Raw genomic sequence first — 22533 nt, forward strand, 5'->3', positions numbered from 1 at the left:
GCGAGAAAATCCTAAAGTTATTCTCGAATCGGCCGTTAACATCGGGCCTGCAGGCGCTGTCGGGGCGGCCAGGCGGCCTGCCGTAAATGAATCCGGGTATTTATTCTTTTATTTGTGATCCGGCAATTCAATCCGGTCGAATACCGGTAAAACGTTTGCGTATTATCTGCGAATCGAGTCGCTTGTTCGGTCTCTTTCGCCGGTATTGATGCAGCCTTTTACTGCCGGCGAATCCGTCCCTCCGCAGTCGCTGCCCCTATATTGGGGACCCTGGCCCCCTTACATTCATTCCCGTCAGGAAACAATCAATCGCCATCCGGCGATTCACGTCGCCGTCCGCGCGTTCTAGACTGTCGGCTCATCCCCCTACCGGACCCACGCAATGACCGACGTCCTGCCGCTGACCACCGACGCCGAATCCGGCCTCCAGTACCGGCTGCGCCCGGCCGCCGGCCGCCCCGCGGGCCGCCTGTTGCTGCTGCATGGTGTCGGCGGCAACGAAACCAACCTGCTGAACCTGGCCGGCACGATCGATCCGCGCATCGAAATCGCCTTCGTGCGCGGCCCGCTGACGTTCGGCCCCAACCAGCACGCGTGGTTTCCGGTGCGCTTCGGCCCGAACGGCCCGGAAATCGATGCGGCCCGCGCGGAGGCGAGCCGCGTGCAGCTGATCGCGCTGCTGCGTGCGTTGCGCGCCCCGGACGCCGACACCGGCGCCCCCGACTTGCCCGCCGTGATCGCCGGTTTCAGCCAGGGCGGCATCATGAGCGCGAGCGTCGCGCTCACGTCGCCGGCCGACGTGGCCGCATTCGCGGTGCTGTGCGGGCGCATCCTGCCCGAGATCGATCCGCTGATCGCGTCGCGCGATGCATTGAGCCGGCTGCACGCGCTGGTGATGCACGGCCGCTTCGACGACAAGCTGCCGCTCGCGTGGGCCAATACGGCCGACGCGAAGCTGACGGCGCTCGGCGTCGCGCACGATACGCGGCTCTACGACGCCGGCCACGAACTCACGGCGCCGATGGCCGACGACTTCAGCCGCTGGGTCGGCGCGCGCGTCGGATTGAACTGAGCGCACGGGCGGTCGACCCGCCCGCGCGCATCATCGGACATCGTCAGACGTTGCTGGCCGGATCGGCGATGGCCGGTGCGGCACTTGCCTGCTCTCGCGCGGCACCGCGCTTCGCGAGCTTCCAGCCGATCACCAGCGCGAGCACGACCAACGGAATCATCCCGACGGTCCACGTGCCGCCCGGGTAATCGAACGCCATCAGCACCAGCACGCTGACGAGAAACCCGAGCGTGAGCCACGACGTGAACGGTGCGCCGGGCATCCGGAACGACACGGGGCTCAGCTCGCCGCGATTGACCGCGCGGCGGAACAGGATCTGGCACATCACGATGAAGCCCCAGGTCGTGATGATCCCCAGCGACGCCATGTTCAGCACGATCTCGAACGCCTGCGCCGGCACGATGTAGTTCAGCGGCACGCCGATCGCGTTGACCGCGACCGTGACGAGGATCCCGCCGTACGGCACGCCGCGCGCGTTCATCCGCGACACGAAGCGCGGCGCCGAGCCACCCATCGCGAGCGAACGCAGCACGCGCCCGGTGGAATAGAGGCCGGAGTTCAGGCTCGACAGCGCGGCGGTCAGCACCACGACGTTCATCACCGTGCCGACGTACGGCACGCCGAGCTTGCTGAAGAACGTCACGAACGGGCTTTCGTGCGCGCTGTACGCGGTCCACGGCAGCAGCATCGTCAGCAGCACGACCGAACCCACGTAGAACAGCGCGATGCGCCACATCACGCTGTTGATCGCCTTCGGCAGCACCTTGCGCGCATCGGCGGTCTCGCCCGCCGCGACGCCGACGAGCTCGATGCTCGCATACGCGAACACAACGCCCTGCACGATCAGCACCGCCGGCAGGATGCCGTGCGGAAAGATCCCGCCGTGATCCGCGATCAGGTGCAGCCCCGGCATCTGGCCGGCAACCGGATGGCCGCTCGCGAGAAACACGGCGCCGACCCCGAGGAACAGCGCGAGCGTGCCCACCTTCACGATCGAGAACCAGAACTCCATCTCGCCGAACACCTTCACGCCGATCATGTTCATCACCGACACGATGCCGAGCGCGCCGAGCGCGAACACCCACTGCGGCACGTCCGAGAACGCGGCCCAGTACTTCATGTAGATCGCGACCGCGGTGATGTCGACGATGCCGGTGGTCGCCCAGTTCAGGTAGTACATCCAGCCCGCGACGAACGACGCGCGCTCGCCCATGAACTCCCGTGCGTACGACACGAACGCGCCGCTGGTCGGCCGGTGCATCACCAGCTCGCCGAGCGCGCGCATGATCAGGAATGCGAATACGCCGCACACGAGATACACGACCGCCAGCGCGGGCCCCGCGCTCTGCAGGCGGCCGCCCGCGCCGAGAAAGAGGCCGGTGCCGATCGCACCGCCCATCGCGATCATCTGCACGTGTCGCGGCTTCAACTGTTTCGCATAGCCGGCTTCGTGCGACGCGAACATCGCTTCGCGATCGGCATGACGGGGATCCGCGCCGCCGGCCGTGTCGGCCGGGCGCTCGCTGACGTGCTTCATGGTGTGTCTCCGTTTCTTGATGTATCGCGCCCGTCGACGGGGCGCTGCGGTAACGGGCGCGCGCGGGCCGCCGGCGGCATGCGCCGGCGCCGCGCGGCCGGAATCAGTACGCGCGCGGACGGATCAGCGCTTCGGGCTGCAGCGCTTCGTCCAGCTGCGCGGCGGTCATCAGCTCGCGATCGAGCACGACTTCGCGGATCGACTTGCCGCTCGCGTGCGCCTCGGCGGCCACGGCTGTCGCACGCTTGTAGCCGATGTACGGGTTCAGCGCGGTCGCGAGCGCGACCGACCGCTCCATCGTGTCGCGCAACCGCTCGGGGTTCGCGGTGATCCCGCTCACGCAGCGGCCCGCGAGCGTCGTGCAGGCGGCCGTCAGGTGGCTGAAGCTGCGGAACAGCGCGCTCGCGATCACCGGCTCGAACGCGTTGAGCTGAAGCTGGCCGGCCTCGGCGGCGAACGTCACCGTCAGGTCGTTGCCGAACACTTCGAACGCGACCTGGTTCACGACCTCCGGAATCACCGGGTTCACCTTGCCCGGCATGATCGACGAGCCGGCCTGCACCGGCGGCAGGTTGATCTCGCCGAACCCGGCACGCGGGCCGCTCGACAGCAGCCGCAGGTCGTTGCAGATTTTCGACAGCTTGACCGCGATGCGCTTCAGCACGCCGGAAATCTGCACGAACGCGCCGCAGTCCTGCGTCGCTTCGATCAGGTTCGGTGCGGTGCTCAGGTCCAGGCCGGTGATGCGTCGCAGCGCGGCCAGCGCCTTCTCCGCGTACTGCGGATGCGCGGTGATGCCGGTGCCGATCGCGGTCGCGCCGAGATTGATCTCGCGCATCAGCCAGCCGGCTTCCTGCAGGCGTGCGATGTCTTCCGTCACCATCACCGCGTAGGTCGAGAACTCCTGGCCGAGCGTCATCGGCACGGCGTCCTGCAACTGCGTGCGGCCGAGCTTCAGGAGGCCCGAGAACGCGTCGGCCTTCTCCGCGAACGCATCGCGCAGGCGCGCCATCGCCTCGAGCAGATGCTCGACCGCGAAGCAGGTCGCGATCCGGATCGCGGTCGGATAGACGTCGTTGGTGCTCTGCGCGAGATTGACGTGCTCGTTGGGATGCAGGTATTCGTACTGGCCGCGGGCATGCCCCATGATTTCGAGCGCGCGGTTGCAGATCACCTCGTTCGCGTTCATGTTGGTCGACGTGCCGGCGCCGCCCTGGATGATGTCGACCACGAACTGGTCGTGCAGCCGGCCTTCGCGGATCTCGACGCACGCCGCGGTGATCGCGTCGCGATACGCGGCCGGCAGGAGCCCGAGCTCGCAGTTCGCATCGGCGGCGGCTTCCTTCACGGCCGCGAGCGCCATGACGAGGTACGGCAGCGACGCGATCGTGCGCCCCGAAATGTCGAAGTTCTCTTTGGCGCGCAGCGTGTGGACGCCGTAGTACACCTCATTCGGAATGCTTCGTTTACCTAAAAGATCCGCTTCGACGCGGAAGCCGTTTGCCGTCATGGTGTCCCCTCCAGAATTGTCCCGTGCCGCCAGGGGAAAACAGCTGCGCTCGCCGCTTCCCGGGACGACGGGATCGCATTCTATGCCTTTGCATAAAGAAGCTCGATTCTGTATTATCGAAAGCGGTTTTGCGTGGGACGCAACAACGAGAGACGAATGAAAACCATGGCGAGAGACACCGGCCTCGATCACCTGGGCGCGATGCGCGCGTTCGTGCGTGTCGTCGAAATGGGGAGCTTTTCCGCGGTCGCGAAGGAGATGCACGTGTCGACGTCCACCGTCGCGCGCAAGATCACGGCGATCGAGGACGCGTTGGGCGTCGCGCTGCTGCATCGCTCGACGCACAACGTGACACTGACGGAAGCCGGCCACATCTACCTGGAACGCGCGGTCACGCTGATCGCCGATCTCGACGACACGCTGCGCGTCGTCGCCGAGCTCAATGCGCAGCCGAGCGGCCCGCTGAAGCTCACCGCCCCGGTCGCGTTCGGCCGCCGCCATCTCGCGCCGCTGATCGCGCCGTTTCTCGCGCGTTACCCGACGATCCAGCTCGACGTGCGGCTCACCGACAACCACAACGACCTCGTCGCCGGCGGTTACGATCTCGACATCCACGAAGGCGAGAACTATCTGGACAACCTGGTCGTCCACCGTCTGTCGCGCAACGACAGCATCCTGTGCGCGACGCCCGGCTATCTCGACCGCTGCGGGCGGCCCGCGACGCCCGACGACCTGCTGCATCACAACTGCCTGCGCTACGTGCATCCCGAAGGCGATCCGCGCTGGGAACTCGTGCGCGGCGACGCGCGGCACAGCGTGCTGCCGGCCGGCAATCTTGTCACCGATCATTCGGAGCTGCTGCTGGAGGCGACCTGCGCGGGGCTCGGCATCGCCGAGTTCGAGATCTGGCTGGTGCGCGACCTGCTCGCGAGCGGCCGGCTCGAAGCCGTGCTGCCGCGCTATCGGCTGCACAACAAGCTGACGGGCGAGCACATCTACATCGCGTATCTGGCGAACCGGCGCAGCTCGGCGAAGCTGCGCGTGCTGAAGGACTTTCTCGCGGACCATCTCGCGCACATCGGCGAGCTGTCGGAAGTCGAACTGATGAAGATTCGCGACGCGGGCGCGTAGCGGCCGCGCGGGCGGCCGCAGGCGCGCCGGTCAGCAGGCAGGCATCGATGCCGCACACATCGTACGCACCGCCCGCATACGGCCTCGACGTGTCGAAGCATTACCTACCTTCAGGCAGGCTGCAATTCGAACGGGAACGTCGCGTGCCCGATCTCGACGCCCTGCGTGTTCAGCATCCGCGGCCGGTGGAACGCCGCGAGCCGCGCGCGCTGCGCGTCCGTGCCGATCCGCAGCCGTTCGAGCAGTTCGCTGACCATCATGTACAGCACGTCGATGTTGCCGTCCCCGATCTTCACCGAGATGCCGAGCGCGCCGTCGGCGCCCAGTTCCCGCGTGCGCGCCGACGCGCGTACGCCGATCCCGTAGCACGCATCCGCGCCGAGCTTGCCGACGACCTGCCCTTCGAACGCGTCCATCAGCACCGTGCAGTAGCGCCCTTCTCCGGCGACCAGCTCCGGATGGGCCGTCATCGCATGATGAATGCGCGCCAGCGCACGCACGCGATCGGTCGTCGCCGTGCCGCGGGCTTCCACCGTATCCGCGCCGTCGGCCACCGACGCGTAAAGGCGCGCGAGGCGGTCGAGCGGGAACGCCGGCGTCGGCAGGTTGCAACCGTCGATCGCCCAGTCGACCTCGTCGTCGCGCAGGCCGCACGCATTGGCGACCACCTGCTTCACGCGCACCTGCATCGGATGCTCCGGCAGATGGTAGTCGGCGATCGCGGCGCCGATCGCCCGCGCGCCGGCCAGCATCCCGACGTGCTTGCCCGAGCAGTTGCTGCAGACGCCGGTCGGCGTGTAGTCGCGCTTGATCCACGAGCGGTACACCGCGTCCGACAGCGGCGCATGGCCGCCGCAGCGCAAATCCGACTCGTGCGCGTCGACCTTCGCCAGCATCGCCCGCGTGCGCGCGATGTGCCGCTCCTCGCTGCTGTGCGACGCGCACATCAACGCGATGTCCGCATCGTCGAAACCGAACCGCTCCGGCGCGCCCGTCTCGATCACGGACAGCGCCTGGGCCGGCTTCGCCGCCGAGCGCGCGAGCGTCGTCCGGAACGGATCGCCGAGCCTGAACAGCAGCTTGCCGCCGGCATCCACCACCGCCACATCGGCGACGTGCGTGTTCTCGATCGCATTGCCGCGGTACGTGACGACCGCTGCGCGTTGGGTGTCCATCTTGTGCTGTCTCCTTCGTCGGGCCTGATTGCCGGGGCCCGTGCAACCGGTACGGCAGTGTATCGATTTGCCGCCGGGTCGCGCCGCTCGGCCGATGGAAAGTGGTGTTGCGCCGGATGCAAAGCCGTCGCAACAATCCCCAGCGAAGCGACTACGCGTCGAGCGCCAGCAGCGCGAACGTCGCGAGCCAGTGCTCGCCCATGTAGTCGCCGGCCACGTGCGCGAGCGCGCTCGCGAGATGCCGCTCTGCCGCATCGAGCAGCTTCGCGCGCCGCGCATCGCCTTCCGGCAGCGCGCCGGCAAGCGAGCGCTGGCACCACGCACGACTCAGGTTCAACCCGTCCAGATGCGCGATCTTGCCGTCGCTGCGGTCGCTGACCGTTGCCGGCACAAACAGCGTCGCCGGCTCGCCGCGTGCGAGATCGGGCAGGAAACGCGCGAACCAGCCGTCGAATTCGGCGGCCGGCAGCACACGCCGCATCAGCTCTGCCTCCATCAGCGCGGGCGACAGGAACTCGTCGCCCGACGGCTCCCACGCCTGGCACGCGACATCGCCCAGGTGCCAGCGTTTCGCCGTATCGACGATCAGCGCCGCGAGCCCGTCGCGCTGCGTCGCGCGCGCGAAGTCGAGCGTGAGCGCGAGCGCGAACGCGGTGTTGAAGTGCGTGCCGACGCGCAGCGGATAGGTCGCCTTCGGCAGGAAGGTCTCGAAGCGCGCGACGAACAGGTCCGTGAGCGGCGCCATCGTCTTCGCCCAGCGTGCGGCCTGCGGCACCACGCCCTTCAGCGCGAGCCGCTCCAGCTGCGCGGACAGCGCAAGCAGCCACGCCCACCCGTAAGGCCGCTCGAAGCCGCTGTTGTGCGGCAGCGCGAGGTACGCGCGTTCGCCGGCGACGTTCGCGTCGGTGAAATGCGCGTCGACGACAGCGATGATCCGCTCGGCCTCCGGCAGCGCCGGATAGCGTTCGAGCACGCGCAGCAAAAGCCAGTAACCGTGCACGCACGAATGCCAGTCGTAGCTGCCGTAGAAGATCGGGTGGAGCGCGCGCGGCCCCTGCACGTCGTGCGGGCCTTCGAGCGAATGCGTGAGCTTGTTCGGATATTCGCGGGTCAGGTGCGCGAGCGCGAGCGACGCGAATTTCGATGCGAGTTCGGGAGTCAGTCGGTCGGTCAAGGGCATCTCCTCAGAAGCGGAATACGAACGCGTACATCAGCAGCGTATTCACGGCCAGCAGCAGCACGGCGGTCGGCCACTGCGCCTTGATCACGCCGTTCTTGTCCTTCAGTTCGAGCAGCGCCGCGGGCACGATGTTGAAGTTCGCGGCCATCGGCGTCATCAGCGTACCGCAGAAGCCGCTCAGCATCCCGATCGCGCCGAGGATCGCCGGGTTGCCGTGAAATTGATGGACGATCAGCGGCAGGCCGATGCCGGCCGTCATCACGGGGAACGCGGCGAACCCGTTGCCCATGATCATCGTGAACAGCGCCATGCCGACCGTGTAGGCGGCGACGACGGCGAACGGCGAGTCGATCGGCACCCAGTCCTTCACGAGCCCGGACACCACGCCGCCGACGCCCGCGACCGCGAACAGCGCGCCGAGCGCCGCGAGCATCTGCGGCAGAATCGCGGCCCAGCCGACCGCGTCCATCGTGTGGCGCGCCTCCTTCAGCGCGTGCACCGGTGAGTCGCGCAGCATCGCGAGCGCGACCGCGAACGCGACGAGCGTGCCGAGCACGAGCGAGATCAGCGTCACGCTCTTCGGATCGACGAACGGCACGAGCTTCAGCGCGAACGTGCCGATCAGCGTGACGACGGGAATCAGCAGCGCCGGCAGGAACAGCTTGTTGCCGAAGCGCAGCGCCTTCGCGTCGCGCCGCGCGGCCGCCGCGTCGCCGGCTTCGTCCGACTTGCCGCGTCCGAGCTTGCCCGAGCCCGCGATCAGCGCGAGCGCGATCGCGAGGCAGCCCATCACGAAGTGCGGCAGCAGCGCGCCGAACAGGAACGTGAGCGCATAGATCGCCCAGAACGCGAAATTGAACACGCGACGCGGGTTCGTGCGATCCATCAGGTTGAAGCACGCGAACGCGGCGAACATCAGCCCGGCGAGCGTATAGAGCGGTTCGAGGCCGATCATCGCGCGCCCTCCCGGCCGAACGCGCCGAAGCCGCGCGACAGCCGGCGGTCGAGCAGCGCGAGCCGCGTGCAGTGGATCAGCAGCGCGGCGATCGCGGTCGGGATCGCCCAGACCGACAGGTGCAGCGGCTCGATCGCGATCCCGTTCTGTTCGAGAAAGCCCTTGATCAGCAGGATCGACTGGATCGCGATGAAGATGTCCTCGCCGAAGAACACGGCGACGTTGTCGGCGGCCGATGCGTGCGCGCGGATCTGCTGGCGCACCGACTCAGGCAGCTCGCCGTGCTGGCTGACGGCGGCGGCCTCGGCCATCGGCGCGATCAGCGGCCGCACCATCTGCGCGTGCCCGCCGAGCGACGTGAGGCCGAGCGCGGCGGTCACCTGGCGCAGCACGAAATACAGCATCAGCACGCGGCCGGTGGTCGCCGCTTGCACGCGCGAGATCATCCGCTTCGCCTGCTCCTTCAGGCCATTGCGCTCGAGCAGCGCGATCACCGGCAGCGTCAGCCAGATCAGCCCCATGTAGCGGTTGTCGGTGAACGCCTTGCCGAATGCACTGACGATGTCGACAAGATTCATCCCGCCCGCCAGCCCCGTCGCGAGGCCCGCGATCGTGACCACCAGCAGCGCGTTGAAGCGCAGCGCGAAACCGATCACGACGATCGGTACCCCAATCAGCACCAGCATTGCCCCTCCTTGTGATGGATGCGCGACGCTGAAGACGCGCCGCCCGCCCGGTTTCGACCGGCTTCAGGTCGCAAAATCTAGCACGAGACTTTATCGATAAAAAATCGACAATTTGACGCTTCGGGTAAACGTTGAAACCGGTACGACGGTGCGCCGGCCGTGTGTCCGCGGTGTTGCGGCGGTGTTTCGGCGGTGTCGACCGGAGCGGCCCGCGGCGCGCCCCGCTCCCGCCGCGCATGGCGGAGCGCCGGTACGCCGACTACACTGGAAGGCATCGGCAACGTTCGGGAGAGCCGCCATGATTGACGTATTCCAGACCATCGGCAGCCGCGCGTTCTCCGCTCATCTGGCGAAGGACGGGATGGTGACGCTGATGGAACAACGCCAGGAAGTCGACCGCGTGACGCTCGCGACCGCCTATGCCGCGCTCGTGGAGGAATCCGAGCAGGAAGCCGACCTGCTCGACGCGACCGTCGAAGGGATGATGCGCGCGCTGATCCAGGGGTACGCGCGCAGCCATTGACGACGCGGCCGCGTCTTCGGCGCGCGGCCGGGGGTCGCTGCCGGGCGGCCGGCGTGCCGGGGTCCATGCCGAAGAGCTACCGGCCCGCGTGAAGATCATGGGCAGGTTCGCCAGCGCGCCGCTGCTGGCGCGATCGCGCTCCGCCAGGAAAGTCTCGAGCTCGTCGCGGCCGGCAAACCGGATCGCGCGGAAGTAGCGTTCGCGCACCGCGTCGGCATCGACCGCAAGCTCGCGGTTGAAGGACTGCCTGCCCGCTCCCGATGTCGATCCGCCACCGCACCCGGCTGCGCTCGTCGTCTTTCCACCGCGCGGACGGCAAAAAATGCCGGCCGTCCATAGAGGAAAGGGTCTGAACGACGCAATGCGCAATTTTTTCGATTGCCGCCGCTCGCGGCGCATGACAGCATTCGGGGCGTTGCCAATCGAAAAGAATTCCGTGCCGTCCGCCCGCCGATGCCGTTCGGCGGCGCCGACCCGGCACTGCCTTCCATGAACCCGGCCCACCTCCAACACTACGAACCGACCGGAGTATCCCGCTTGTGAACATCGGCATCGTCAACGACCTCCCGCTTGCCGTCGAGGCGATGCGCCGTGCGATCGCGCGCCGGCCCGAGCATCGCGTGCTGTGGGTTGCGACCGACGGCGCGCAGGCCGTCGAACTGTGCGCCGCGCAACCGCCCGACGTCGTGCTGATGGACCTGATCATGCCGAAGTTCGACGGGATCGAGGCGACGCGGCGGATCATGCGCTCCGGCCGCCCATGCGCGATCCTGATCGTGACGAGCTGCATCGGCGCGAACGCATGGCGCGTGTTCGAAGCGATGGGCGCCGGCGCGCTAGACGCGGTCGACACGCCACGCCTCGGCGAAGGCGCGGCCGGCGACACCGCACGGCTCTTGCTCGCGAAAATCGACCAGATCGGCCGGCTGCTCGACGCGCCCGGCGGCGCCCGCGCGACCGGCACGACCCCACGCGCGGCCGGCGGCCCGCTGATCGCGATCGGCGCGTCCGCCGGCGGCCCCGGCGCGCTCGCGTCGATTCTCGGCAGCCTGCCGGCCGACTTCAGTGCGCCGATCGTGATCGTCCAGCACGTCGATCGCGCGTTCGCCGAAGGGATGGCGCAATGGCTCGACGGCCAGACATCGCTGACCGTGCGCGTCGCGCGCGAAGGCGACCGCCCGCAGCCGGGCGTCGCACTGCTCGCGGCGACCGACGATCACCTTCGCATCACGCGCGCCGGCACGCTGGAATACACGCGCGAACCGGCCGCCACGCCGTACCGGCCGTCGGTCGACGTGTTCTTCAACAGCCTGACCGAGCACTGGCCGGGCCGCGTGATCGGCGTGCTGCTGACCGGCATGGGACGCGACGGCGCGATCGGCCTGAAGGCACTGCGCATGAAGGGCTACCACACGATCGCGCAGGACGAGGCGACCAGCGCCGTCTACGGCATGCCGAAAGCGGCCGCGACGCTCGGCGCGGCACGCGCGATCCTGCCGCTCGAACGCATCGCGGGCGAGCTGGCGGCACTCGCGCGGATCTGAGCCCGATGAAACCCCGTCACACCCCTCGCGGCCATGGCGCAACCCGGCATCCCTCATGACTAGCGACCTCACCCGCCCGCTTGGCGGCCTGCATGCGGCGTTCGACGCCGGGCCCACGCCGCACGCCGACGCCCCCGCGATGGTCCTGCTGGTCGACGACCAGACGATCGTCGCGGAAGCCGTCCGGCGCGCGCTCGTCGACGAGGACGGCATCGACTTCCACTACTGCCCGCGCTCGGACGACGCGCTGGCGACCGCGATCGAGACGCGGCCGACGGTGATCCTGCAGGATCTCGTGATGCCCGGCACCGACGGGCTGAGCCTCGTGAAGGCGTACCGCGCGAATCCGGCGATGCGCGACGTGCCGATCATCGTGCTGTCGACGCAGGAAGAGCCGGTGATCAAGAGCGCCGCGTTCGCGGCCGGCGCGAACGACTACCTCGTGAAACTGCCCGACCGCATCGAGCTAGTCGCGCGGATCCGCTATCACTCGCGCTCGTACATGAGCCTGCTGCAGCGCGACGAGGCCTATCGCGCGCTGCGGCAATCGCAGCAGCAACTGCTCGAGGCCAATCTCGAACTGCGACGCCTCACGCATTCGGACGGCCTGACCGGGCTGTCGAACCGGCGCTATCTCGACGAATACCTGGCCGCCGAATGGCGGCGCGGCACGCGCGAGCGCAGCGAGCTGTCGCTGCTGATGATCGACGTCGACAACTTCAAGCTGTACAACGACACGTACGGCCACGTATCGGGCGACAGCGTGCTCAAGCAGGTCGCGGCGACCATCGAGCGCTGTCTCGGGCAGTCCGGCGATCTCGCCGCGCGGTTCGGCGGCGAGGAGTTCGCGGTCGTGATGCCGGCCACGTCGCCGGGCGCCGCGCGGCTGCTCGGCGAGAAGATCCGCCTCGCGATCGAGGCGCTGCGGCTCGAGCACGCGCACTCGTCGACGGGCCGCTACGTGACGATCAGCATCGGCGGCGCGAGCATCGTGCCGACTCCCGGCCTGCCGACGACGTCGCTGATCGAGGCGGCCGATCGCGCGCTGTATCGCGCGAAGCACGACGGCAAGAATCGCGTCGAGATCGATACGCCGCCTGCCCGCCCACCCGGCGGCGGTTTCGCTTGAGCGCCTACACGGTGACGAGCCGGCGCGCGTAGTCGGTCGGATCGAGCGGCCGGCCGAACAGGTAGCCCTGCTGCATGTCGCAGCCGATCTGCTGCAGGAACCACGACTGCGCCTGGGTCTCGACGCCTTCCGCGGTCACCTTCATCCCGAGCGAATGCGCCATCGCGACGACGGCCTGCGTGATCGCGACCGAGTCGCGATGATCGGGCACGCCCGACACGAACGAACGGTCGACCTTCAGGTTATGCAGCGGAAACCGCTTCAGGTACGCAAGCGACGAATAGCCGGTGCCGAAATCGTCGACCGAGATCCGCACGTTCATGTCCGTGAGCGCCTCGAGCATCGGCAGCACGGTGTCCGTGTCGTTCATCAGTAGTCCTTCGGTAATCTCCAGCTCAAGCGCGCCCGGGTCGAGCTGCGTCTGCGCGAGGCAGCGGTCGACCGACTCGACGAGGCCCTCGTGGAACTGCCGCGGCGACAGGTTGACCGCCAGCATCAGGTCGGGCGCGATCGTGCGGCGCCATTCGGCGGCCTGCCGGCAGGCCGTTTCGAGCACCCACTGGCCGATCGCCACGATGAGCCCCGTATCTTCCGCGACCGGGATGAATTCCGTCGGCGACATCGGCCCGAGCTCGGGGCTCGTCCAGCGCAGCAGCGCTTCGGCGCCGACGGTGCGGCCGCTGCGCGCGTCGACGACCGGCTGGTAGGCGAGCCGTAGCGCGTCCGACGAAATCGCGCGGCGCAGCGACTGCTCGATCGCGAAGCGGCGCTGCAGGCGCAGATTCAGTTGCGCGGTGAAGAACGTGAAGTGGTTGCGGCCGCGTTGCTTCGCGTCGTACATCGCGGAGTCGGCGTTACGCATCAGCGTGACCGCATCGTCGCCGTCGCGCGGCGCGACGCTGATCCCGATCGACACGCCGAGCCAGTACTCGTTGTTCGCGATCGCGAACGGCTTCGCGATCGTGTCGATCACCTCGCGCGCGAGCGCGGACAGTTCGTCGGGATCGTCGCATTGGTCGACGAGGATCACGAACTCGTCGCCACCGACGCGCGTGAGCGCGTGGCGCCCGCCCGCGCAGGCCGCGAGGCGCGCCGCGACGCTGCGCAGCAGCGCGTCGCCGGCGTCGTGGCCGGCCGTGTCGTTGACCTTCTTGAAACCGACGAGATCGATGAACAGGATCGCGACGCGCGCGGGCCCGGCCGCCGCCTCGCGCGTGCCGAACAGCTCGCGCATCCGCTCGGAGAGCCAGCGTCGGTTGTAGAGGCCCGTGAGCGCGTCGCGCGTCGCCAGGTAGCGCAGTTGCTGCTGCGCTTCGCGCACGGGGCCGATGTCGTGAAACGACACGAGCACCGACTCGGGCCGCGTCTCGCCCGGCTTCACGATCGGCACCGCGTTGCCGCGCACCCAGATGATGTCGCCGTCCGCGAGCCCGAAGCCGACCGAGTAGTCGAGCAGCGGCATGGCCGTGGTGAACGCGAGCCGGCTCGGCCAATCGTCGGGCGCGATCGGCGTGCCGTCCTCGCGCAGCTTGTACAGGATCACGCTCGACAGCCGGCGTCCGACGAGGTCGCCCTTCACGCGCATCATCCGGTTCGCGCTCGGATTGCTCGCGACCACCACGCCGTCGGGCGACAAGACGAGAATCCCTTCGTTCAGGCTGTTGACGACCAGACGGTGATGCTCCTCGCTGCGCGCGAGCTGCCGCGCAATCGAGTCCTGGTGCACCGCGAGGCCGACACTGTTGCCGATATCGCGCAGCAGGTCGGTTTCCGTGTCGCTGGGCCACCGCGGCGCGCGGTGATAGACGGCGAACGCGCCGAGCACGGTGCCCGTGTCGTCCAGGAACGGCACCGACCAGCACGCGCGCAGGCCGAGCGGCAGCGCGAACGCACGATAGTCGGCCCACAATGGATCGGTTTCGATGTCTTCGACGGCGATCATCCGGCGCTCGTACATCGCGGTGCCGCACGAGCCCGCGGCGGGCCCGATCGACGCGCCTTCGATCGCGGCGCTGTACTGCGCGGGCAGCGACGGCGCGGCGCCTACGTGCACATGCACGCCGTCCGCGTCGAGCAGCAGGATCGTGCACGACGCGCCTTCGCCGAGCAGCGCCTCGGCGCGCCGGCAGACCTCGACGAGCAGTTCCGGCAGCGGTGTGTTGCGCGTGATCAGCCTCAGCACGCTCTGCTCGGACGCGAGGACTTCCGCTGCGAGGCCCAGACTGTATCGAGAACTTTGCGGTTCGGTATTCAAGTGAATCCTGCCGTCAGTTCGATCGGGTCTGATGCGCCCGATTCGTGAGCGATTCTTCGTGCCGTTTATCGCTCCGGGTTTACGCGAACCCGGTGCGTCCCCATGGGCACGCGCCGCAACGCGCACCAAAATACATTTAACACCAATCCACGACGCCCCGCGCATCCATGCGCATCAGGGCTTACGCGCGGTCGCGGCCGGCATGCATTGCCGGAGCGTCATTCATCAGATGATTGCACCACGACGAAGCGGCCAGCCGCGTTTGCGGATACGTGATCCAATGTCGTTGAAACCGGCGCCGCGCCGCCGCCACGCAGCGCAGCGCGCGTCCCTTCACCGATCTTCACGGAACCCCATGACGAACCCTGCCGACATCAAGGCGCTCGTTTTCGACGTATTTGGAACGATCGTCGACTGGAGAAACGGCGTCGCGCGCGAAGCCGCCGCGTTCCTGGCGCGCCATGCGCCGGATCTCGATCCGCTCGAATTCGCCGACGCGTGGCGCCGCGAATATTCGCCGTCGATGGAGGAAATCCGCAGCGGGCGCAGGCGCTACGTGCGGCTCGATGTCTTGCATCGCGAGAACCTCGTGCGCACCCTCGACCGCTACGGCATCGACGGCGCGCCCGATGACGAGATCGACGCGCTCAACCTCGCGTGGCACCGGCTCGATCCGTGGCCCGATTCGGTCGCGGCGCTACAGCGGCTGAAGCAGCGCTACGTGATCGCGCCGTTGTCGAACGGCAACATCCGGCTGATGATCGACGTCGCGAAGCACGGCGGCCTGCCGTGGGACGCGATTCTCGGCGCGGAAGTCGCGCACGCGTACAAACCATCGCCGAAGGTGTATACCGATGCGGTCGAGATTCTCGGCGTCGCGCCGGCCGAGCTGTGCTTGGTCGCCGCGCACAACGGCGACCTCGCCGCCGCGCGGCAACTCGGGCTGGCGACCGCGTTCGTGCTGCGGCCGACCGAACACGGGCCCGGCCAGACGACGGACCTGCAAGCGGACGACGCGTGGGACTTCGACGTCAGGGACCTGAACGAACTCGCGGACCGGCTCGGTTGTCCGGGTTGAATGCCGGCTTTGGTGCGTGATCGCAGCGCGCTGCCGACCGCGCGGCAGCGCCAGCGGAACGACTGGTAGACTCCGCAAACTTTGTCCCGTTGCGACCACCTGCCCCCGATGTCATCTCCCTTGCGCCTCGTCGAAGGCAAACTGACCGCGTTGCGGTTTCTCGAGCGCCCCGACCAAGACAGTGGCGGGAACCGTCAAATGTCGCCCGTCAACCCCGAAGCCCGCAAAAAATCGCTCGGCTACTGGTTCACGCACACCGTGGTGCCGATCCTTGCGGCGCTCACTGGCAACGGGGCCGCGGCCAATGCGCTGGTGTTTCAGCAAACCAACGAAGACCTCATCCTGGCCCGGTTGAACGCCGCGGCCGACAAGGTCGAACATCCGGCGACCTGGTCGTACGCGAACATGCGCGAGACCCGGACCTTCGTGTCGGCAAACGCGTTCGTGACTGTCGGGAAGAACGACAAGATCCTGTTCGCGAAACTTCCGGTGGAAATCGAAACAGGCGGCGAAACGTACCGCGGATTCCTTGGCGGCCAGTGCTTCGACGTTGGCGACGACGTGGTTGCCGTGGTCGATCGTCGCGGTCGCCTGTTCGCGCTGTCATCCCCCGACCGGCGCCGCATGGTCATGGATCACGCGTGCAGTGACACGGGGCTGGCCGGCCTGACGCGCAGCCTCTGGCTGGCGTGGAAATGGATGTTCATCGGCATGAACTGCTTTCTCGTACCGATTATGGCCCTCGTGCTTTGGACTAGCGACCGCGGGTTTTCCAACCTGGATGTCGATCTGGCCATGCTGCTGGGTATGCCGCTCACGATCGGCATCCTGCTCGCGCTGGTGCTGGGCGTGCGGCTGTCATGGTCCGACTGGCTGCCGGCGTGGCGCACGTCGAGCATCCTGAAGGCGCTTGGGCGTCCGGATCTGTGCACGGTCGATTTCCTAGATACGCGCACCGAGGCCGAACGCAATGGCCAGGCGCGCGACACGGATATCGGACAAATCTACTACGCGCCCGCGCCCAAGACCTAACACGCTGCCTCCGGCGCGACCGTCTGTCCCCTCGCCGCCGGACCCGCGCGTGCCGCCAGCCGTGTTGTCATCCCGATCGATCGTCGCGTCGCCGATGCGACATGCCCGTCGGCCGCTATTGCAGCTCGCCGACGAAACACAACGCCCCCGACTCCCCCATCAGCAACGCCCGGTTCGCGTCCGCCGCCGCGCGCAGGTAATCCCACAGCGCCGTCACCCGCCGCAGCTTGCGCAGATCCTCGCGACAGGTCAACCAGAAGCACCGCGTGACCACCACGTCGTCCGGCAGCACCGGCACCAGCGCCGGCTGCGTGGCCGCCATGAAGCATGGCAGGATCGCGAGCGCGCCGCCCTGCAGCGCCGCGAACACCTGCGCGATCACGCTCGTCGTGCGCAACCCGGCCGTCGCGCCGGGCACCGCCCGCTCCAGGTACAGCAGCTCGCTGCTGAACGCGAGATCGTCGACGTAGCTGATGAACGCATGGCCCGCGAGATCGTCGGTACAGGTGATCGGCGCATGGTTCGCCAGATAGTCGCGCGTCGCATAGAGCCGCAACTGGTAGTCGCACAGCTTCGTGACCACGTAAGGCCCGCGTTCGGGCCGCTCGAGCGTGATCGCCAGGTCGGCCTCGCGCTTGGGCAGGTTGACGAAATGCGGGACCGGCAGCAGGTCGACCGTCACATGCGGATGCACGACGCGAAACCGCGCGAGTTGCGGCGCGAGGAAAAAGCAGCCGAACCCTTCGGTCGACCCGATCCGCACGTGGCCCGACAGCGCGCCGCCGGTGTTCGCGACCAGGTCGCACGCGGATTGCACGGTCGTCTCCATCGCGTCCGCATACGCGACGAGCCGCTGCCCCTCGGCCGTCAGCGTGAAGCCTCCGGAGCGCGACTTGTCGAACAGCAGCGTGCCCATCGCGGCCTCCAGCGCGCGAATGCGCCGCGCGACGGTCGTGTAGTCGACGCCGAGCCGCTTCGCCGCGCCGCTCGCGCGCTGCGTGCGCGCGACTTCGAGGAAGAAGCGCAGGTCGTCCCAGTTCAGGTTGCCGGAAACCGGCTCGGGGGTGTGTCGCATCGGCAGGCGTCTCCGGGTCGGCCGTCGATATGCAGAAATGCATATCCAACCGGTTTTCTTGTCGGTACATCATGGATCAGCGCATAACTATACTCGACCGTGACCTGCGGACCATGAGCCACGGGCACCCAATACGGAGACACCATGCAGACCCGATCCACCCTCGATGAGCATGCAACCGTCGCGACGCCGGCGCCTGCCCGCACCGCGCGGCACTACCTGCTGGCCGGCTGGGCCAGCATGGCCGGCACGACGATCGAATGGTACGACTTCTTCCTCTACGGCACCGCCGCCGCGCTGGTATTCAACCGCATCTTCTTTCCGTCGCTGGACCCCGTCGTCGGCACGCTCGCCGCGTTCGGCACGTTCGCGGTCGGCTTCATCGGCCGGCCGATGGGCGGCATCGTGTTCGGCCACTTCGGCGACCGCATCGGGCGCAAGGCGATGCTGATGATCACGCTGCTGCTGATGGGCGTGCCGAGCATGGTCATCGGGCTGATCCCGTCGTACGACAGCATCGGCTACTGGGCCGCCGCCCTGCTGATCGCGATGCGTTTCCTGCAGGGGATGGCAGTCGGCGGCGAATGGGGCGGCGCGGTGCTGATGGCCGTCGAGCATGCGCCGAAGGGCCGCAAGGGGCTGTTCGGCAGCCTGCCGCAGACGGGCGTCGGGCTCGGACTGATCCTGTCGTCGGTCGCGATGGCCGCGGTGGCCGCGCTGCCGGACGCCGACATGCTGTCGTGGGGCTGGCGCGTGCCGTTCCTCGCGAGCATCGCGCTGGTCGGCCTCGGCTGGTTCATCCGCGCGAAGGTGCCGGAGTCGCCGGACTTCGAGAAGATGCAGCGCCAGGGCAAGGCCGAGAAGTCGCCGGTGACGGCCGCGCTGCGCCGCCATCCGCGCGAAGTGCTGACGATCGTCGGCGCGCGCGCCGCCGAGAACACCTGGTTCTACATGGTCGTCACGTTCGCCCTCGCGTATGCGACGCAGCAGCTGCATCTGCCGAAGGCCGAGATGCTGCACGCGATCACGGCCGGCGCGGCGCTGTCGCTTGTCACGATGCCGCTGTGCGGGCATCTCAGCGACCGCATCGGCCAGCGCCGGATGTTCGCGATCGGCCTCGTGCTGATGTGCGCGTTCGCCGCGCCGTTCTTCATGATGCTCGGCACGCAGCAGACGTCGTATGCATGGTGGGCGATCGTGCTCGGCCTCGGCGTCGTGTTCCCGATTCTTTATGCGCCGGAGGCGCTGCTGTTCGCGCAGCAGTTCCCGGCGGAAATCCGCTACAGCGGCATCTCGCTGTCGGTGCAGCTCGCCGGCGTGATCGGCGGCGGCTTCGCGCCGATGATCGCGACGTCGCTGCTCAAGGCCGGCGGCGGCCAGCCGCACTACGTGATCGCATACCTCGTGGGCTTCGGCGTGTTCGCCCTCGCGTGTACCGCGCTGATGCGTCCGGCGCGCGTGTGAGCGCACCGAAGCACCGCCCGTATTGACCCGATTCCTGTTTGACCTGCCGTCCGCCGCGGCTGCACGCGCGACGGACGCGGGCCACCCTTTTTCCTCGCACCACCGATTCCCGGAGAATTCCATGAACGCCGCAGTTCCCCAGACCACCCTCGCCCTGCCCACCGCCAAGCTGCTGATCGACGGCGCGTTCGTCGATTCGCAAAGCGCCGAATGGGGCGACATTGTCAACCCCGCGACGCAGGAAGTGATCGGCCGCGTGCCGTACGCGACGCTTGACGAGGTCGATGCCGCGATCGCGTCCGCGCAGCGCGCGTTCCAGACCTGGAAGACGACGCCGATCGGCGCGCGGCTGCGCATCATGCTGAAATTCCAGGACCTGGTGCGCCGCAATCTCGAACGGATCGCGCACACGCTGACGGCCGAGCAAGGCAAGACGCTGCCCGACGCGCAGGGCGACATCTTCCGCGGCCTCGAAGTGGTCGAGCACGCATGCTCGATCGGCACGCTGCAGCAAGGCGAATTCGCGGAGAACGTCGCGGGCGGCGTCGACACCTACACGCTGCGCCAGCCGATCGGCGTGTGCGCGGGCATCACGCCGTTCAACTTCCCCGGGATGATCCCGCTGTGGATGTTCCCGATGGCGATCGTGTGCGGCAACACGTTCGTGCTGAAGCCGTCCGAACAGGACCCGCTGTCGACGATGCAGCTCGTCGAACTCGCGATCGAGGCCGGCGTGCCGCAGGGCGTGCTGAACGTCGTGCATGGCGGCAAGACCGTGGTCGACCGTCTCTGCACGCACCCGGACATCAAGGCGATCTCGTTCGTCGGCTCAACGCGCGTCGGCACGCACGTGTACAACCTCGGCAGCCAGCACGGCAAGCGCGTGCAGTCGATGATGGGCGCGAAGAACCACGCGGTCGTGCTGCCCGATGCGCACCGCGAGCAGGCGATCAACGCGCTGGTCGGCGCGGGGTTCGGCGCGGCGGGCCAGCGCTGCATGGCGACCTCGGTCGTCGTGCTGGTCGGCCGCGCGCGCGACTGGCTGCCCGATCTGGTCGAAAAGGCGAAGGCGCTGAAGGTCAACGCGGGCGCCGAAGCCGGCACGGACGTCGGGCCGGTCGTGTCGAAGGCGGCGAAGGCGCGCATCCTGTCGCTGATCGACGCCGGCGTGAAGGAAGGCGCGACGCTGTTGCTCGACGGCCGCGACGTGAAGGTGCCGGGCTACGAGCAGGGCAACTTCGTCGGCCCGACGATCTTCTCGGGCGTGACGACCGACATGTCGATCTATCAGGAAGAAATCTTCGGACCGGTGGTGGTCGTGCTCGAAGCCGACACGCTCGACGACGCGATCGCGCTCGTCAACGCGAACCCGATGGGCAATGGCGTCGGCCTGTTCACGCAGAGCGGCGCGGCCGCGCGCAAGTTCCAGAGCGAGATCGACGTCGGCCAGGTCGGCATCAACATTCCGATCCCGGTGCCGGTCCCCTACTTCAGCTTCACCGGCTCGCGCGGCTCGAAGCTCGGCGATCTCGGCCCGTACGGCAAGCAGGTCGTGCAGTTCTACACGCAGACGAAGACGGTCACCGCGCGCTGGTTCGACGACGACACGACGGCCGGCGGCGTGAACACGACCATCGCGCTGCGCTGAACTGGAGCCCGCACATGGAAATCGCATTCATCGGACTCGGCAACATGGGCGGCCCCATGGCCGCCAACCTGCTCAAGGCCGGCCACGCGCTGACGGTGTTCGACCTCGACGCGAACGCGGTCGACGCCGCGGTGCGCGCGGGCGCGACGGCGGCCGCGTCGCCGCGTGACGCGGCCGCACGCGGCTCGCTGGTCATCACGATGCTGCCGGCCGCGCAGCACGTGCGCGCGGTCTATCTCGGCGACGACGGCGTGCTGGCCGGCGCGCGCGCCGGCGCCACGTTCGTCGACTGCAGCACGATCGACCCGGACACCGTGCGCGCAGTGGCCGACGCCGCCGCGCAGCGCGACTTCCCGCTCGCCGACGCACCGGTGTCGGGCGGCACCGGCGGCGCGCAGGCCGGCACGCTGACGTTCATGGTCGGCGCGCCGGCCGCGCTGTTCGAGCGCATCCGCCCGGTGCTGCTCGACATGGGGAAGAACGTCGTGCACTGCGGCGGCACGGGCACCGGGCAGATCGCGAAGATCTGCAACAACCTGCTGCTCGGGATCTCGATGATGGGCGTGTCCGAAGCGATGGCGCTCGGCGCCGCGCTCGGCATCGATCCGGCCGTGCTGGCCGGCATCATCAACACGTCGACCGGCCGCTGCTGGAGCTCGGATACGTACAACCCGTACCCCGGCGTGAACGACGCGGCGCCTGCCGCGCGCGGCTATGCCGGCGGTTTCGCCGCGAACCTGATGCTGAAGGATCTCGGGCTCGCGACCGAAGCCGCGCGCAGCGCACGGCAGCCGGTGTGGATGGGCGCGCTCGCGCAGCAGCTCTATCAGTCGATGAGCCAGCAGGGGCTCGGCGCGCTCGACTTCTCCGCGTGCGTGAAGCTGTACGAGGCGCAACCCGCGTAACGCGATCGACGGACGTGCGCCGACCCGCGATGCCCGTCAACGGCATCGCGGGTCGTTTCATATCCGGAGCAGCACGGGCAGTGTGGCGCTTACCCGCGCGGGTTCGACGCGGTCTCGAAGGTCGGGTGGCACTCGAACGCGAGTTCGGAGCGCGCGTCGACGCGGCGGCCGGCGCTCACCTGCTCCTGCCTCAGGCTCGCGCGCATGCCGCGCTGCGTGCAGTAGCTGGTCGCTTCGCTGATGGCTTTTTCATGGGCGTCGGCCCACGTCGTCGACACGCCGAGCGTGCGCGTCGTCACGGTGAAGACGTTCGGGTTCGACGTCGCGGTCACATCGGAAGCAGTCGAACACGCGGCGAGCAAGCATACAGCGGCCGCGATGGTCAACCATCGCAAGGATCGAAAAGGTACGGGAATGGGCATGGGGGGCAAGCGCACGTCGGTTCGACGGCATTGAGCAACATAGGCGACAGTATGCCTGCCCGATCGCCGGAGATCATGCCCTTTTGAGTGAACACATTGTTTCGAATGGTTAAACTATGCGCCGATGCCGGCAAGATTTACGGCGCGCGGCGCGCCCGGCGTTGCCCGGTGGGTCGCTTTTGCCGGTCGTCGCGCGGTTTCGGGCCATGCCGC

At 68.1% G+C, this 22533-nt stretch carries 19 protein-coding genes; 10 read left to right on the plus strand and 9 right to left on the minus strand.

Annotated elements, in window-relative coordinates:
* Nucleotides 1-382: 382 nt before the first annotated feature.
* A complete protein-coding gene (locus ACVK00_RS00310; RefSeq protein WP_284893894.1) occupies nt 383-1072 on the plus strand; it encodes an alpha/beta hydrolase in 690 nt (229 codons plus the stop codon).
* A gap of 43 nt (nt 1073-1115) precedes the next feature.
* On the opposite strand, the gene ACVK00_RS00315 is transcribed toward ACVK00_RS00310, so the two are convergent.
* Both ACVK00_RS00315 and aspA read right to left on the minus strand, forming a co-directional pair.
* The gene (locus ACVK00_RS00315; RefSeq protein ID WP_228909621.1) at nt 1116-2609 is read right to left on the minus strand and encodes an amino acid permease; all 1494 of its coding nucleotides are present in this window, start codon (nt 2607-2609) and stop codon (nt 1116-1118) included.
* Nucleotides 2610-2712: 103 nt separating this feature from the next.
* On the minus strand, nt 2713-4119 hold the full coding sequence (gene aspA / locus ACVK00_RS00320; RefSeq protein WP_166725979.1) for an aspartate ammonia-lyase: 1407 nt from the start codon (nt 4117-4119) through the stop codon (nt 2713-2715).
* 156 nt (nt 4120-4275) lie between these two features.
* Here aspA and ACVK00_RS00325 point away from each other — a divergent pair, with 156 nt between their 5' ends.
* Entirely contained in the window at nt 4276-5250 is a 975-nt protein-coding gene (locus ACVK00_RS00325) for a LysR family transcriptional regulator (RefSeq protein WP_228909620.1), read from the plus strand.
* 110 nt (nt 5251-5360) lie between these two features.
* Here the strand turns inward: ACVK00_RS00325 and ACVK00_RS00330 are convergent, their stop codons facing one another.
* From ACVK00_RS00330 to ACVK00_RS00345, 4 genes are all read right to left on the minus strand, one after another.
* Nucleotides 5361-6425, minus strand: a complete 1065-nt coding sequence (locus tag ACVK00_RS00330) for an asparaginase (protein ID WP_284893893.1) — start codon at nt 6423-6425, stop codon at nt 5361-5363.
* 151 nt (nt 6426-6576) lie between these two features.
* Nucleotides 6577-7599 carry a DUF2891 domain-containing protein gene (locus tag ACVK00_RS00335; protein WP_284893892.1) on the minus strand — a complete coding sequence of 341 codons (1023 nt, stop codon included), beginning with the start codon at nt 7597-7599 and terminating at the stop codon, nt 6577-6579.
* 10 nt (nt 7600-7609) lie between these two features.
* Nucleotides 7610-8560 carry a DUF979 domain-containing protein gene (locus ACVK00_RS00340; RefSeq protein ID WP_175659468.1) on the minus strand — a complete coding sequence of 317 codons (951 nt, stop codon included), beginning with the start codon at nt 8558-8560 and terminating at the stop codon, nt 7610-7612.
* Nucleotides 8557-9246: a DUF969 domain-containing protein gene (locus tag ACVK00_RS00345; RefSeq protein WP_006750127.1), complete on the minus strand. Its 690-nt coding sequence runs from the start codon at nt 9244-9246 to the stop codon at nt 8557-8559. The genes ACVK00_RS00340 and ACVK00_RS00345 overlap by 4 nt, the downstream gene beginning before the upstream one ends.
* 298 nt (nt 9247-9544) lie before the next feature.
* Between ACVK00_RS00345 and ACVK00_RS00350 the strand changes: the two genes are divergently transcribed.
* The 3 genes from ACVK00_RS00350 (at nt 9545) to ACVK00_RS00360 (ending at nt 12442) form a co-directional block, all read left to right on the plus strand.
* Nucleotides 9545-9769 carry a hypothetical protein gene (locus ACVK00_RS00350; protein ID WP_006750126.1) on the plus strand — a complete coding sequence of 75 codons (225 nt, stop codon included), beginning with the start codon at nt 9545-9547 and terminating at the stop codon, nt 9767-9769.
* Between the two features lie 539 nt (nt 9770-10308).
* Entirely contained in the window at nt 10309-11313 is a 1005-nt protein-coding gene (cheB, locus tag ACVK00_RS00355) for a chemotaxis response regulator protein-glutamate methylesterase (protein ID WP_229050568.1), read from the plus strand.
* 55 nt (nt 11314-11368) lie between these two features.
* On the plus strand, nt 11369-12442 hold the full coding sequence (locus ACVK00_RS00360) for a diguanylate cyclase domain-containing protein (RefSeq protein ID WP_284893891.1): 1074 nt from the start codon (nt 11369-11371) through the stop codon (nt 12440-12442).
* Nucleotides 12443-12446: 4 nt separating this feature from the next.
* Here the strand turns inward: ACVK00_RS00360 and ACVK00_RS00365 are convergent, their stop codons facing one another.
* Nucleotides 12447-14696 (minus strand): putative bifunctional diguanylate cyclase/phosphodiesterase, encoded by a 2250-nt coding sequence (locus ACVK00_RS00365; protein ID WP_284893890.1) that lies wholly within the window; start codon nt 14694-14696, stop codon nt 12447-12449.
* Nucleotides 14697-15051: 355 nt separating this feature from the next.
* Here ACVK00_RS00365 and ACVK00_RS00370 point away from each other — a divergent pair, with 355 nt between their 5' ends.
* On the plus strand, nt 15052-15774 hold the full coding sequence (locus ACVK00_RS00370; protein ID WP_228909614.1) for a haloacid dehalogenase type II: 723 nt from the start codon (nt 15052-15054) through the stop codon (nt 15772-15774).
* A gap of 120 nt (nt 15775-15894) precedes the next feature.
* Nucleotides 15895-16806, plus strand: a complete 912-nt coding sequence (locus tag ACVK00_RS00375) for a hypothetical protein (protein ID WP_284893889.1) — start codon at nt 15895-15897, stop codon at nt 16804-16806.
* Between the two features lie 115 nt (nt 16807-16921).
* On the opposite strand, the gene ACVK00_RS00380 is transcribed toward ACVK00_RS00375, so the two are convergent.
* Entirely contained in the window at nt 16922-17881 is a 960-nt protein-coding gene (locus ACVK00_RS00380; protein ID WP_284893888.1) for a LysR family transcriptional regulator, read from the minus strand.
* A 144-nt stretch (nt 17882-18025) separates the two neighbouring features.
* Here ACVK00_RS00380 and ACVK00_RS00385 point away from each other — a divergent pair, with 144 nt between their 5' ends.
* From ACVK00_RS00385 to mmsB, 3 genes are all read left to right on the plus strand, one after another.
* Nucleotides 18026-19345: an MFS transporter gene (locus ACVK00_RS00385; protein WP_354123104.1), complete on the plus strand. Its 1320-nt coding sequence runs from the start codon at nt 18026-18028 to the stop codon at nt 19343-19345.
* Between the two features lie 121 nt (nt 19346-19466).
* The gene (locus ACVK00_RS00390; RefSeq protein ID WP_228909610.1) at nt 19467-20993 is read left to right on the plus strand and encodes a CoA-acylating methylmalonate-semialdehyde dehydrogenase; all 1527 of its coding nucleotides are present in this window, start codon (nt 19467-19469) and stop codon (nt 20991-20993) included.
* A gap of 14 nt (nt 20994-21007) precedes the next feature.
* The gene (gene mmsB, locus ACVK00_RS00395; protein ID WP_284893886.1) at nt 21008-21898 is read left to right on the plus strand and encodes a 3-hydroxyisobutyrate dehydrogenase; all 891 of its coding nucleotides are present in this window, start codon (nt 21008-21010) and stop codon (nt 21896-21898) included.
* A gap of 89 nt (nt 21899-21987) precedes the next feature.
* Here the strand turns inward: mmsB and ACVK00_RS00400 are convergent, their stop codons facing one another.
* Complete coding sequence (locus tag ACVK00_RS00400; RefSeq protein WP_284893885.1) at nt 21988-22320, minus strand: hypothetical protein; 333 nt, start codon at nt 22318-22320, stop codon at nt 21988-21990.
* Between the last annotated feature and the right edge of the window lie 213 nt (nt 22321-22533).

This window comes from Burkholderia sp. PvR073 (assembly GCF_054055695.1).

Excerpts from the sequence above, each read along its gene's own strand:
- ACVK00_RS00350 (WP_006750126.1), top strand. The coding sequence starts at position 9,545 with ATGATTGACGTATTCCAGACCATCGGCAGCCGCGCGTTCTCCGCTCAT.
- mmsB (WP_284893886.1), top strand. The coding sequence starts at position 21,008 with ATGGAAATCGCATTCATCGGACTCGGCAACATGGGCGGCCCCATGGCC.
- ACVK00_RS00310 (WP_284893894.1), top strand. The coding sequence starts at position 383 with ATGACCGACGTCCTGCCGCTGACCACCGACGCCGAATCCGGCCTCCAG.
- ACVK00_RS00370 (WP_228909614.1), top strand. The coding sequence starts at position 15,052 with ATGACGAACCCTGCCGACATCAAGGCGCTCGTTTTCGACGTATTTGGA.
- ACVK00_RS00315 (WP_228909621.1), bottom strand. The coding sequence starts at position 2,609 with ATGAAGCACGTCAGCGAGCGCCCGGCCGACACGGCCGGCGGCGCGGAT.
- ACVK00_RS00385 (WP_354123104.1), top strand. The coding sequence starts at position 18,026 with ATGCAGACCCGATCCACCCTCGATGAGCATGCAACCGTCGCGACGCCG.
- ACVK00_RS00380 (WP_284893888.1), bottom strand. The coding sequence starts at position 17,881 with ATGCGACACACCCCCGAGCCGGTTTCCGGCAACCTGAACTGGGACGAC.
- ACVK00_RS00330 (WP_284893893.1), bottom strand. The coding sequence starts at position 6,425 with ATGGACACCCAACGCGCAGCGGTCGTCACGTACCGCGGCAATGCGATC.
- ACVK00_RS00400 (WP_284893885.1), bottom strand. The coding sequence starts at position 22,320 with ATGCCCATTCCCGTACCTTTTCGATCCTTGCGATGGTTGACCATCGCG.
- ACVK00_RS00390 (WP_228909610.1), top strand. The coding sequence starts at position 19,467 with ATGAACGCCGCAGTTCCCCAGACCACCCTCGCCCTGCCCACCGCCAAG.
- ACVK00_RS00325 (WP_228909620.1), top strand. The coding sequence starts at position 4,276 with ATGAAAACCATGGCGAGAGACACCGGCCTCGATCACCTGGGCGCGATG.
- ACVK00_RS00360 (WP_284893891.1), top strand. The coding sequence starts at position 11,369 with ATGACTAGCGACCTCACCCGCCCGCTTGGCGGCCTGCATGCGGCGTTC.
- ACVK00_RS00340 (WP_175659468.1), bottom strand. The coding sequence starts at position 8,560 with ATGATCGGCCTCGAACCGCTCTATACGCTCGCCGGGCTGATGTTCGCC.
- aspA (WP_166725979.1), bottom strand. The coding sequence starts at position 4,119 with ATGACGGCAAACGGCTTCCGCGTCGAAGCGGATCTTTTAGGTAAACGA.
- ACVK00_RS00345 (WP_006750127.1), bottom strand. The coding sequence starts at position 9,246 with ATGCTGGTGCTGATTGGGGTACCGATCGTCGTGATCGGTTTCGCGCTG.